Source organism: Streptomyces sp. NPDC051243 (assembly GCF_044455405.1).
Taxonomy (GTDB): Bacteria; Actinomycetota; Actinomycetes; order Streptomycetales; family Streptomycetaceae; genus Streptomyces.
Genome location: NZ_JBITES010000003.1, coordinates 376,895 through 389,125 on the forward strand (window position 1 = coordinate 376,895; position 12,231 = coordinate 389,125).

At 70.2% G+C, this 12,231-nt stretch carries 12 protein-coding genes; 7 read left to right on the forward strand and 5 right to left on the reverse strand.

What is annotated here, in order from left to right; translation table 11 throughout:
- Positions 1-7: 7 nt before the first annotated feature.
- On the reverse strand, positions 8-988 hold the full coding sequence (locus ACIBAG_RS08990; RefSeq protein WP_399102624.1) for a metal ABC transporter solute-binding protein, Zn/Mn family: 981 nt from the start codon (positions 986-988) through the stop codon (positions 8-10).
- A 162-nt stretch (positions 989-1,150) separates the two neighbouring features.
- Here ACIBAG_RS08990 and ACIBAG_RS08995 point away from each other — a divergent pair, with 162 nt between their 5' ends.
- The 5 genes from ACIBAG_RS08995 (at position 1,151) to ACIBAG_RS09015 (ending at position 6,044) form a co-directional block, all read left to right on the forward strand.
- Positions 1,151-2,533 (forward strand): glycine--tRNA ligase, encoded by a 1,383-nt coding sequence (locus ACIBAG_RS08995; protein ID WP_399102626.1) that lies wholly within the window; start codon positions 1,151-1,153, stop codon positions 2,531-2,533.
- Positions 2,534-2,694: 161 nt separating this feature from the next.
- Positions 2,695-3,624: a DUF4394 domain-containing protein gene (locus ACIBAG_RS09000; RefSeq protein WP_399102628.1), complete on the forward strand. Its 930-nt coding sequence runs from the start codon at positions 2,695-2,697 to the stop codon at positions 3,622-3,624.
- Between the two features lie 67 nt (positions 3,625-3,691).
- Complete coding sequence (locus tag ACIBAG_RS09005; RefSeq protein ID WP_399102630.1) at positions 3,692-4,297, forward strand: LysE family translocator; 606 nt, start codon at positions 3,692-3,694, stop codon at positions 4,295-4,297.
- 108 nt (positions 4,298-4,405) lie between these two features.
- Positions 4,406-5,428, forward strand: a complete 1,023-nt coding sequence (locus tag ACIBAG_RS09010) for an aldo/keto reductase (protein ID WP_399102632.1) — start codon at positions 4,406-4,408, stop codon at positions 5,426-5,428.
- Between the two features lie 25 nt (positions 5,429-5,453).
- Positions 5,454-6,044: a TetR family transcriptional regulator gene (locus ACIBAG_RS09015; RefSeq protein ID WP_399102634.1), complete on the forward strand. Its 591-nt coding sequence runs from the start codon at positions 5,454-5,456 to the stop codon at positions 6,042-6,044.
- A 4-nt stretch (positions 6,045-6,048) separates the two neighbouring features.
- On the opposite strand, the gene ACIBAG_RS09020 is transcribed toward ACIBAG_RS09015, so the two are convergent.
- The 3 genes from ACIBAG_RS09020 to ACIBAG_RS09030 all read right to left on the reverse strand — a co-directional run bounded on the left by ACIBAG_RS09020 (position 6,049) and on the right by ACIBAG_RS09030 (position 8,450).
- Positions 6,049-6,672 carry a GNAT family N-acetyltransferase gene (locus ACIBAG_RS09020; RefSeq protein ID WP_399102636.1) on the reverse strand — a complete coding sequence of 208 codons (624 nt, stop codon included), beginning with the start codon at positions 6,670-6,672 and terminating at the stop codon, positions 6,049-6,051.
- A complete protein-coding gene (locus ACIBAG_RS09025; protein WP_399102638.1) occupies positions 6,669-6,887 on the reverse strand; it encodes a hypothetical protein in 219 nt (72 codons plus the stop codon). The genes ACIBAG_RS09020 and ACIBAG_RS09025 overlap by 4 nt, the downstream gene beginning before the upstream one ends.
- A gap of 135 nt (positions 6,888-7,022) precedes the next feature.
- Complete coding sequence (locus tag ACIBAG_RS09030) at positions 7,023-8,450, reverse strand: MFS transporter (protein WP_399102640.1); 1,428 nt, start codon at positions 8,448-8,450, stop codon at positions 7,023-7,025.
- 110 nt (positions 8,451-8,560) lie between these two features.
- On the opposite strand from ACIBAG_RS09030, the gene ACIBAG_RS09035 reads away from it, so the two are divergent.
- Positions 8,561-9,457 carry a helix-turn-helix transcriptional regulator gene (locus ACIBAG_RS09035; RefSeq protein ID WP_399103302.1) on the forward strand — a complete coding sequence of 299 codons (897 nt, stop codon included), beginning with the start codon at positions 8,561-8,563 and terminating at the stop codon, positions 9,455-9,457.
- Between the two features lie 95 nt (positions 9,458-9,552).
- Here the strand turns inward: ACIBAG_RS09035 and ACIBAG_RS09040 are convergent, their stop codons facing one another.
- Positions 9,553-10,998, reverse strand: coding sequence for an MFS transporter (locus tag ACIBAG_RS09040; RefSeq protein ID WP_399102642.1), 1,446 nt, complete (start codon positions 10,996-10,998; stop codon positions 9,553-9,555).
- A gap of 64 nt (positions 10,999-11,062) precedes the next feature.
- Here ACIBAG_RS09040 and dusB point away from each other — a divergent pair, with 64 nt between their 5' ends.
- Positions 11,063-12,229, forward strand: a complete 1,167-nt coding sequence (gene dusB, locus ACIBAG_RS09045; RefSeq protein WP_399102644.1) for a tRNA dihydrouridine synthase DusB — start codon at positions 11,063-11,065, stop codon at positions 12,227-12,229.
- Positions 12,230-12,231: the final 2 nt, after the last annotated feature.

Here is a 12,231-nt window from a genome sequence, read left to right on the forward strand (position 1 = left end):
GGTTCGATCACTTGGCGCCCAGGGCCGTCTGCAGGGCCGTGAGGTTGGCCTCCATGACGGCGAAGTAGTCGTCGCCCTTGGACTTGTCGGTGATGCCCTCGAGCGGGTCGAGGACGTCCGTCTTCAAGCCCGCGTCGTCGGCGAGGGTCTTCGCGGTCTTGTCGGACACCAGTGTCTCGTAGAACACGGTGGTCACGCCGTCGGCCTTCGCCTCCTCCTGGAGCTCCTTGATCCGGGCCGGGCTGGGCTCGCTCTCCGGGTCGAGGCCGGCGATGGCCTCCATGGTCAGGCCGTAGCGCTCGGCGAGATAGCCGAAGGCGGCGTGGTTGGTGAAGAAGACCTTGGCCTTGGTGTTCTTCAGCCCGTCCGCGAACCGGGTGTTCAGGTCGTCGAGCTTCTCGACCAGCGCGGCGGTGTTCTTCTTGTAGTCGGCGGCGTGGTCCGGGTCCGCCTTCTCGAAGGCCGCGCCGACGCCCTTGGCGATCTCGGCGTACTTCACCGGGTCGAGCCAGACGTGCGGGTCGAGGGCGTGCTCCTCTTCCTCCCCGGAGTGGGTCTCTTCGGAGTGGGCCTCCTCGCCCTCGTGCTCGTGGCTGTCCTCCAGGCTGCCGTGGTCCTCCAGCTTGGTGAGCGTGGCGGCGTCGATCTTCGTCTTGGCGCCGGACTGGGACACGGCCTCGTCGACGGCCGGCTGGAGACCCTTGAGGTACAGCGCCGCGTCGGACTCCTCGATCTGCGCCCGCTGCTGCGCGCTGACCTCGAGGTCGTGCGGCTCCTGGCCGGGCTCGGTCAGACTGGTGACCTGCACGTGGTCGCCGCCGATCTGCTCGGCGAGGAAGGCCATCGGATAGAACGACGCGACGACGTCGAACTTCTCCGTGTTGCCGGCAGCGGCGCTGTCCGAGGAGCAGGCGGACAGGGTGCCGAGGCCGAGGGCGGCGACGGCCGCCATGGCAACCCCGGATATGTGGTGTCGTCGTACGTTCATGACACTCATTTTCAGCAAATATGGAAACCATTGTCAACAAGCGTGAGCGGGCGTCCACAGAGCGCTACCGATTTGGTTGAGGGGGAGCCACCGCCGGTACTCTGAAGCATTCGCTGTGAAGCGCCTCGCTTCGTCGCCCGTCGTCGTAATGAAGAGAGCACCGTGGCCGCCGACAAGATCGACACCATCGTCAGCCTGAGCAAGCGCCGTGGCTTCGTATTCCCCTGCAGTGAGATCTACGGCGGCCAGCGGGCCGCCTGGGACTACGGGCCGCTGGGTGTCGAGCTCAAGGAGAACCTGAAGCGTCAGTGGTGGCGCTACATGGTGACGTCGCGCGAGGACGTGGTCGGTATCGACTCGTCCGTGATCCTGGCCCCCGAGGTCTGGGTCGCCTCCGGCCACGTCGCCACCTTCACGGACCCGCTCACCGAGTGCACCTCCTGCCACAAGCGGTTCCGCGCGGACCACCTGGAGGAGGCGTACGAGGCCAAGAAGGGCCACCTTCCGGAGAACGGCCTCGCCGACATCAACTGCCCGAACTGCGGCAACAAGGGCCAGTTCACCGAGCCCAAGCAGTTCTCGGGTCTTCTCTCCACCCACCTCGGCCCGACCCAGGACAGCGGCTCGATCGCGTACCTGCGCCCCGAGACCGCCCAGGGCATCTTCACCAACTTCGCCCAGGTGCAGGTCGCCTCGCGCAAGAAGCCGCCGTTCGGCATCGCGCAGATGGGCAAGTCCTTCCGCAACGAGATCACGCCCGGCAACTTCATCTTCCGCACCCGTGAGTTCGAGCAGATGGAGATGGAGTTCTTCGTCAAGCCGGGCGAGGACGAGAAGTGGCAGGAGTACTGGATGGAGCAGCGCTGGAACTGGTACACGGGCCTCGGTCTCCGTGAGGAGAACATGCGCTGGTACGAGCACCCCAAGGAGAAGCTCTCCCACTACTCCAAGCGCACCGCCGACATCGAGTACCGCTTCCAGTTCGGCGGCAACGAGTGGGGCGAGCTGGAGGGTGTCGCCAACCGCACCGACTACGACCTCTCCGCGCACTCCAAGGCCTCCGGCCAGGACCTCGTCTACTACGACCAGGAGGCCCAGGAGCGCTGGACGCCGTACGTCATCGAGCCCGCGGCCGGTGTCGGCCGCGCGATGCTGGCGTTCCTGCTGGACGCCTACGTCGAGGACGAGGCGCCCAACGCCAAGGGCAAGATGGAGAAGCGCACCGTGCTGCGCCTGGACCACCGCCTGGCCCCGGTGAAGGTGGCTGTGCTGCCGCTGTCCCGGAACGCCGAGCTGTCCCCGAAGGCCAAGGGCCTCGCCCAGACGCTGCGCCAGAACTGGAACATCGAGTTCGACGACGCCGGCGCCATCGGCCGCCGCTACCGCCGCCAGGACGAGATCGGCACGCCGTACTGCGTGACGGTGGACTTCGACACGCTGGACGACAACGCGGTGACCGTCCGTGAGCGTGACTCGATGAAGCAGGAGCGGGTTTCGCTGGACCAGATCGAGGGCTACCTGGCCGGGCGCCTGATCGGCTGCTAGGACCGCGGCACACCCGCTGGAAAACCCCGATTCCGTTACGGACGTAACAGACGTAACGGAATCGGGGTTTTTGCCGTCCGTGAGGCGATCCGCTCCGAAGGAGAGGGCATGCGCGGCCCGCAGCGGGCGGGGCGCGGCGAGAGACCTCTCACGGGGGCATCATGCGCAAGCAAGCAGTGGTCGGGGCGGCGGTCATGGCTCTGGCGATCGGGTCGGTCGGATATGTGGCGGCGAGTGACGGGGGGCAGCGGGGCGGCTCGTCGTCCTCGCCGGGCATCGAGGCCAAGGGCGGTGTCGGCGGAGGCCGCCTGCCGCAGGCGTCCGCCGAGCGGCTCGTCGCCGTCGGGCTGACCGGCGACCAGCGGCTCGTCCGCTTCCGCGTCGACCGGCCCGGCGTCGTTCTCCCGCTCGGCAGGGTGAGCGGTCTCCAGGGCGACAGCAGGCTCGTCGGCATCGACTACCGGGTGCAGAACAACAAGCTGTACGGCGTCGGCGACAAGGGCGGCGTCTACACGATCCGCGAGCTCGGAGCCAGGGCCACCAAGGTCTCGCAGCTGAGCGCCGCCCTCCAGGGCAGCAGCTTCGGCGTCGACTTCAATCCGGCCGCCAACCGGCTGCGGGTCATCAGCGACACCGGCCAGAACCTCCGCCACAACATCGACGACCCGGCGGGCGCCCCCGCCGCGGGGACGACGGCCGTCGACGGCGCCCTCACCAACCCGCCGGTGCCGCCCGCGACCACGGGTGCGACGGCGACGGGCGTGACGGGTGCGGCGTACACCAACAACGACCTCGACGCGACGACGGCCACCACCCTGTTCGACCTCGACACGACCCAGGACCAGGTCTCCGTCCAGTCCCCGGCCAACGCGGGCAACCTCGCCCCGACCGGGAAGACGGGCGTGGACGTCCCGCGCGACTCGGGCTTCGACATCTACAGCTCGGCGGACAGCGGCACCAACTCCGGGTATGCGGTCAGTGGTTCACGCCTGTTCAAGGTCAACCTGCTGACGGGCACAGTGACTTCGACCGGCGCCTTCCCGCAGGGGCGGCAGGTGGTGGACCTGGCGATACCGCTGCGGCAGGGCTGAGTGGTCCGGTAACGGGGACCGCGATTGGTCCTGTATGCGGATCCGGCGGCCACGGCAGGGTGACGGCATGAGCATCGCGTTCCTGCTGACCACCCTCGCCGTGGTCGCCACCCCGGGCACCGGCGTCGTCTACACCCTCGCGGCGGGGCTGTCCCGAGGCCGGCGCGCGAGCGTCGTGGCGGCCGTCGGCTGCACCCTCGGGATCGTGCCGCACATGCTGGCCACCGTCACGGGCGTGGCCGCACTGCTGCACGCGAGCGCCACCGCCTTCCAGGTCCTCAAGTACGCCGGTGTCGCCTATCTGCTGTACATGGCGTGGGCCATGCTCAAGGCCAAGGACGCCATCGCGGTGGACGAGGGGGCCGCGCCGTTGTCCTCGGGCCGGGTGATCGGGCGGGGCGTGCTGATCAACATCCTCAATCCGAAGCTGACGATGTTCTTCTTCGCCTTTCTCCCGCAGTTCGTGGACCCGGGTAAGGCCGGCGCCCTGCCGCGCATGCTGGCGCTCAGCGGCGTCTTCATGCTGGCGACGTTCGTGGTGTTCGCGGCGTACGGCGTGCTCGCGGCCTCCGTGTGCAGCCATGTCATCTCCCGGCCCCGGGTGATGGCGTGGCTGCGGCGGACCTTCGCGGGGGCGTTCGTGGCCCTGGGGGCGAAGCTCGCGTGGACGTGATCGGTCAGTAGGTGAGGAGTCGAGTCGTACACGGGCGTCTGGCGGCGAGTGACAAGGATGGAATGACAGATATTGAAATCTGTCAGTTGTTAGGGCATGGTGGAGGGCATGACGATGAAGACCCGAACCCTCGGAACCACCGGCCCCCAGGTCTCCGCTCTCGGCCTCGGTTGCATGGGCATGTCCGGGATGTACGGCGAGACGGACCGCGCCGAGTCCATCGCGACCATCCATGCCGCCCTGGAAGCCGGCGTGACTCTGCTCGACACCGGCGACTTCTACGGCATGGGCCACAACGAACTGCTGATCAGCGAGGCCCTGCGCACCGCCCCGGCCGCCCTCCGCGAGAACGCGCTGACCAGCGTGAAGTTCGGCGCCCTGCGCGGTCCGGACGGCGACTGGTACGGCTTCGACGGGCGCCCGGCCGCCGTGAAGTCCTTCGCGGCGTACTCCCTGCAGCGCCTCGGCGTCGACCACATCGACGTCTACCGTCCCGCCCGGCTCGACCCGGACGTGCCGATCGAGGAGACCGTCGGCGCGATCGCGGAACTGGTCGAGAAGGGGTACGTCCGGCACATCGGGCTGAGCGAGGTCGGTGCGGAGACCATCCGCCGCGCCGCCGCGACCGCCCCGATCGCCGACCTCCAGATCGAGTACGCGCTCATCTCCCGCGGCCCGGAGCGGGAGATCCTGCCCACCCTGCGTGAGCTGGGCATCGCCGTCACCGCGTACGGCGTACTCTCGCGTGGGCTGATCTCGGGCCATGTCACGCCCGGCCAGGAGTACGCGGCCACCGACTTCCGCGCCCACTCGCCCCGCTTCCAGGGCGAGAACCTCCAGCACAACCTCACGCTGGTCGAGTCCCTGCGCAAGATCGCCGAGCAGAAGGGCGTCTCCGTCGCGCAGATCGCCATCGCCTGGGTGCTCTCCCAGGGCCAGCGGCACGACACGGCCATCGTGCCGCTGGTCGGCGCCAAGACCCGTACGCGGCTCGACGAGGCGCTGGGCGCCCTGGACGTGACCTTGGACGCGGCCGACCTCGCCGCCATCGAGGCCGCCGTTCCGGCGGACGCGGCGGCCGGCGAGCGGTACGCCCCCGCCCAGATGGCCATGCTCGACAGCGAGCGCTGATCGCCGTGCCAGGTACCGTCTAGGCATGCCTGCGACCAGCGAAACCCTGACCGCCGAGCGCATCCTCGAAGCCACCGAGGAGGTGCTGCGCCGCCACGGCCCGGCCAAGGCCACCGTGGTCGACGTGGCCCGCGCGCTCGGCGTCAGCCATGGCAGCGTCTACCGGCACTTCCGTACGAAGGCGGCGCTGCGGGAGGCGGTGACGAAGAGGTGGCTGGACCGGACGACGGACGTGCTGGCCGGGATCGTGACGTCCGCCGACGACCCCGAGGCCCGGCTGCGTGACTGGCTCGCGGCCCTCTTCGCCGCCAAACGCCGCAAGGCGGGCGACGATCCGGAGCTCTTCGCCACCTACTCGGTGCTGGCCGGCGAGGCCGTCGAAACGGTCGTCAGTGAGCACATCGCCGAACTCACCGGCCAGCTGACGGAGATCGTGCGGGCCGGTGCCGACGCGGGCGTCTTCGCCACCGAGGACCCGGCGACCACCGCCCGCGCCCTCTTCCAGGCCACGGGCCGCTTCCACGACCCGGGTTACGCCAAGGAGTGGGAACAGCCGGGCGCGGAGAGTGACTTCGAGGCGCTCGTGGACCTGTTGGTGCGGGGGCTGAGGGGCTGAGCCGTCACAGGCTGTCGAGTTCCCGCGTCGTACGGCCGAGGTAGGTGACCGGGCCCGGCCCCGGCACGTCGATCTCATGGAAGCCGAGGCGGTCGTAGAAGGCCCTGGCCGGGGTGTTGGCCGTGACCATGGAGAGGTGGACGGCCGGGACACCCTTGTTCCGGAGGGCCTCCAGCAGGGTGCGCATCAGGGTGCGGCCGTGGCCTTGGCCCTGCCAGGCGGGGAGCAGGTCGATGTGGAGGTGGGCCGGGTAGGGGGCCACCTCCGGGACGAGCATGCGCTCCGGGTGGTGCAGGAGGCGGATCATCTCCTCGTCCGGGGTGGTCGGCAGGCCGGGCGGCTCGGGGTAGCTCTCGGCGGCGGAGGGCAGCCACTTGGTGCGGAACGCCTCCACGAAGCGGGGGGTGTCCACGGCGCCGAGGATGTAGCCGACGGCCCGGCCGTGACCGTCGTCCAGGACGAAGGCGAGGTCCGGTTCCAGGGCGACGTAGGGGAGCGCGAAAGTCGTCGGGAAGATTCCAGGGTCCTGGTAGTGCGGCCGGCTGTCGCCGCCCTCGTGTGCCGTGCGGATGCAGATGTCTTCCAGGGAATCCCGGTCCTCGGGGCCGTAGGGGCGTATGAAGGTCATCGCTCCTGCTGCGTCTCCGTCGGGTCCACCGTCGCCTGGTGGGCCTCCGCCAGATGCTCCTCCGCCTTCAGCCAGGGCAGGAACTGGGCGCCCTTGCGCCACCCGCACGTGTCGCATCTGACCGTGCGCTGCGGGCCTTTGCGCTCCACTCGTACGACGTGCTCCCGTCCGTGTTGGTCCCAGCGGCTCACTTTGCTCGTGTTGATCTCCAGCATGACGCCTCCAGCGTCCGAGGACATCGAGTCCGTGTGCGCGCCCTCGCGCAGCAAGGAGTGTGCATGAAGACCAACATCAAGAGGGACTCCTCCCCGGCGAGTTGACCAACCTGTGGCCACACCCTCACATGTCGGTCAGCCGATCGTGCGCGGCAGACGCAGACTGAGCAGCCCCGTCAGCGCTACACCGGCCAACTGGGCCAGGAGAGTTGTCACCAGCGCGTCCCGCATGCCCAGTCCGGGGACCAGGGAGAGGAAGAGCGTGCCCAGTGTCGCGACACCCAGGGCCAGGGACGACTGCTGGGTGGTGGTCATCACCCCGCTGCCCACGCCCGCCCGCTCCGTCGGCACCTCGGAGAGCACGATCCGGAAGACGACGGGGAGTTGGAGGGCCTGGCCCGCGCCGGCGACCGCCGCCCCGGGGAGCAGTTCGACGAGGCCGAGGTCCGGCCAGGAGTACCACGCGGCCAGTGCCATCAGGGCCACACCCAGGCCCTGGATCGCCGCACCGGCGGTCACGACCCGGGTGCCGTATCGGGCCACCAGCCGCGGGCCCGCCAGCGAGACGAGGAAGAACACCACCGCCATCGGGGCGAGGGCCAGTCCCGCCGCGACCGGACCGCGACCCGCCCCCTCCTGCAACGCCACCGCGATCACGAACATGAAGCCGCTGAAGCCGATCGAGAACGGCACGATCATCACCAGACCGCGGCGCAGGGACACGAGGGCGAACAGGCTCGGCGGCACCAGCGGCGTACGGCCCTGACGGTCCGCCCTGCGCTCCACCGCGTAGAACGCCGCCGCGGCGAACGGGAACGCCGCCAGCGACAGCCACGTCCACAGCGGCCAGCCCGCCGCCCGGCCCTCGGTGAGCGGAGCCAGCAGCGTGAGGAGGGAGACGGCGAGCAGGACCGTGCCGGGTCCGTCCAACGGTTCCGGGCGCTGCGAGCGGGTCTCCGGGACCGCGCGGGCGGCCAGGAGGAGACCGGCGACGACCACGGGGACGTTCACCAGGAACACCGAGCGCCAGCCGGTGCCGGCGACGTCCGCTGCCACCAGGACGCCGCCGAGGATCTGCCCGGCCACCATGGAGAGCCCGGCCGTCGCGCCGTACAGCCCCATGGCCTTCGCGCGGCGCTGACCGCTGGTGGCCGCCTGGATGGTGGCGAGCACCTGCGGCAGCATCGCCGCCGACGCCGCGCCCTGCGCGACCCGGGCCGCGACGAGCGCCCAGGCGCTGGGCGCCAGCCCGCACGCCAGTGAGGTCAGCCCGAAGGCCGCCATGCCGCCCAGGAAGAGCCGCCGCCGGCCGAACAGGTCGCCGAGCCGCCCGCCGAGGACGAGGAGGACGGCGTAAGCCAACCCGTAGCCCGCGACGACGAGTTCGAGCGTGGCCTCGCTCGCCGCGAGGTCGTGGCCGATGGTGGGCAGGGCGACGTTGACGATGAAGAAGTCGATGAGGGGGAGTGCCGCCGCGAGCAGCACGGTGAAGAGGCCGAGGCCGCCGAGCGAGGGTGGTGCGTCGGTGGTCCGGGCCTTGAGCGGAGTGATGGTTTCGGTCACGGTCACGAGCCTGCGCCGGCTCCGAGACTGGTACCAGAGTGTCCTTATCCTGGTAGCAGAACCACCTGGAAACAGGGTGCGGGCGGCGGCAGGCTGGAGGAATGACGACCATGGCAGCCCAGGAGGCGACGGCGACCGCGGACGGCCCGCGAACCACGGCCGCCTCCGCCATCCGGCGCCACGAACTCGCCGCCTTCCTGCGCCACCGCCGCGAACACATCACCCCCGAGCAGGTCGGCCTGCCCCGCGGCCGCCGGCGCCGCACCCCCGGCCTGCGCCGCGAGGAGGTCGCCCAGCTCTCCGCCGTCGGCGTCACCTGGTACACCTGGCTGGAACAGGCCCGCGACATCCAGGTCTCGGTCCAGGTCCTCGACGCCCTCGCCCGCGCGCTGATGCTCGACCCCAGCGAGCGGTCCCACCTCTTCCAACTGGCCGGCGCGGTCGACCCGACCCCGGCGACGACCTGCCCCTCGGTGACCCCCGCCCTGCGGGCCGTACTGGAACAACTGGAGCCGTACCCGGCCTGCCTCCAGAACAGCCGCTACGACATCCTCGCCCACAACCGCACGTACGGCCTCCTGCTGTGCGACCTGGACGCCCTGCCCCCCGAGGACCGCAACTGCCTGATCCTCTCCTACACGCACGACGAGTGGCGCTCGTCGATCGTCCACCTGGAGGCGACCCAACGCCTCATGGCCGCCCGCTTCCGCGCCGCCATGGCCGGCCACCTGGGCGAGCCCGCCTGGAAGACGCTCCTCAAGCGTCTGCGCACGGAGTCCGCGGAGTTCTGCGAGGTGTGGGACCGGCATGAGGTGGTGGCGCACCGCAGCAAGCGGAAGGAGTTCATCAACCGGTATGTGGGGCGGATCGTGGTCGATCACACCGACTTGTGGCTGAGCCCGGAGGTGGGGCCGCGGATGGTTACCTATGTGCCGGCGGACGAGGAGTCACGGGACCGTTTGGCGAGGCTGCACGAAATTGCCCTGAAGGGGCGCGGGCCTGTGTGAATGTGCGGCTCCGCCGCGAATGGGGGTCCCCCCTGCTCGAGCGAAGCCGAGAGCTTGGGGGAGCGACCAGCCCCCACCGACCGTCAGCCGCCGAACTACGCGCTGACCCGAGACGCTTCGCGCACCTCGCCCGACTCCAGCCTCTCAGCCGTACGCTCGGCGGTCCCACGCGCCCACGCCCCGCTGGTCACCAGCCCCACGACCAGCACCGCAAGCCCACACCCGGCGACAATCCACCACGCGGGGCGAGCCGCATCGACGAACGCGGTCCGATACGACGCCGCCCCCACCCCGGAAGCCAACACCGCACCGACGACCGCCACACCCAGCGTCTGCCCCAGCTGACGGCTGGTGGAGGCGACGGCGGCCGCCACCCCGGCCTGCGCCCGCGGCATACCGGAGACCGCCGTGTTGGTGATGGGCGCGTTGACGAAGCCGAAGCCGAGACCGAACAGGACGTACCCGAGGACCAGCGTGGAGTTCCTGGTCCCCGCCTCGAACGCCGCGAACAGCACCCCGCACGCCGTCATCGCGACCCCCGCGATCAGCAGCGGCAACCGGGGCCCCCGGCTGCCGACCACGCGTCCGGCGACCGGTGCGCAGACGAAGCACAGCGCGGCCATCGGCAGCATCCACAGGCCCGCGTGCAGTGCGTCCAACTCCCGTACGTTCTGCAGGTACAGCGTCGACAGGAACAGGAAGCCGCCGAGCGCCGCGAACGCGCTGATCGCGATCACCGTGGCCCCGCTGAACGGCGCCGAGCGGAAGAAGCGCAGGTCGATGAGGGGCTCGGCGCGGCGCGGCTCGTAGGCGAGGAGGGCGGTCAGCGCGGTCAGGGCGATGCCGCCGAGGACGAGGATCTCGGCGGCCGGTGCCGTCGGCGCCGCGATGATCGCGTACGTCAGTGAGCCGAACAGCGCGATGACCAGCACCTGCCCGACCGGGTCGGCGCGGCGTGCCTTCGCGGCGCGGGACTCGGGGACGTAGCGGAGGGTGAGGAGGAGCGCCGCGAGCCCCACCGGAAGGTTGACCCAGAAGATCGACCGCCAGCCGACCGACTCCACCAGCAGTCCGCCGACCAGCGGGCCCGCGGCCATGGAGATGCCGACCACACCGCCCCACACCCCGATCGCCCGGGCCCGCTCCCGGGGATCCGTGAAGGTGTTGGTGATGATCGACATCGCGACCGGGTTGAGCATCGAACCGCCCACCGCCTGCACCATCCGGAACGCGATCAGCGCGTCCAGGTTCGGGGCCAGGGAGCACAGGGCCGAGCCGATGGTGAAGACGACCAGGCCCGCCATGAAGACGCGCTTGCGGCCGATGCGGTCCGCCGTGGAGCCGGCCAGCATCAGCAGCGAGGCGAGCACGAGGGTGTACGCGTCGATCGTCCACTGCAGGCCCGAGGTGCTCGCCTGGAGGTCGCGCTGGAGGGCGGGCAGGGCGACGTTGAGCACCGTGTTGTCGAGGCTCACGATCAGCAGGCTCATGCAGCAGATCGCGAGGACCAGCAGTCGGCGGCGGGGGCTGAGCTCCGGCATCCTTGAATAGTACGCCTAACTAATGAATTTCGCCGCACCCCGTCCGGTACGTGAGAATGGGTGAATGCCCATGACCGCCTCGCCCCTGCAGATCGGCCCGCACACCGTCCAGCCGCCGGTCGTCCTGGCCCCCATGGCCGGGATCACCAACGCGCCCTTCCGCACGCTGTGCAGGGAGTTCAGCGGTGGCAAGGGGCTGTTCGTCAGCGAGATGATCACCACCCGGGCGCTGGTCGAGCGCAACGAGAAGACCATGCAGCTGATCCACTTCGACGAGAGCGAGAAGCCTCGGTCGATCCAGCTGTACGGCGTCGACCCGGCCACCGTCGGCAAGGCGGTCCGCATGATCGCGGAGGAGGGGCTGGCCGATCACATCGACCTGAACTTCGGGTGCCCGGTGCCCAAGGTGACCAGGAAGGGCGGCGGCTCGGCGCTGCCGTTCAAGCGGAACCTGCTGCGGGCGATCCTGCGGGAGGCGGTCAGCGGGGCCGGTGACCTGCCGGTCACGATGAAGATGCGCAAGGGCATCGACGACGATCACATCACCTACCTCGACGCGGGGCGGATCGCCGTCGAGGAGGGGGTCACGGCCATCGCGCTGCACGGCCGCACCGCCGCCCAGCACTACGGCGGCACCGCGGACTGGGACGCCATCGCGCGGCTCAAGGAGCATGTGCCGGAGATCCCCGTGCTCGGCAACGGCGACATCTGGTCGGCCGAGGACGCCGTGCGGATGGTGCGGGAGACCGGGTGCGACGGGGTCGTGGTCGGGCGGGGGTGCCTGGGGCGGCCTTGGCTGTTCTCGGACCTGGTCGCGGCCTTCGAGGGGCGGGAGGAAGCCCGTGCCGCAGGCACTGATGGATGCGGTGCACGTCCCTCCCTCCGCGAGGTCGCCGACGTCATGGTCCGGCACGCCACGCTGCTCGGTGAGTGGATCGGTGACGAGGCACGCGGTGTCATCGACTTCCGCAAGCACGTGGCCTGGTACCTGAAGGGCTTCGCGGTCGGCTCCGAGATGCGCAAGCGGCTGGCCGTCACGTCGTTCCTGGCGGAACTGCGGGACGGGCTGGACGAGTTGGACCTCGACCAGCCCTGGCCTGCCGGTGCCGACGGGCCCCGCGGCCGTACGTCCGGCAACAACCGGGTGGTGCTGCCGGACGGCTGGCTGAAGGACCCCTACGACTGTGCGGGCGTCAGCGAGGACGCCGAACTGGACACCTCCGGCGGCTGATC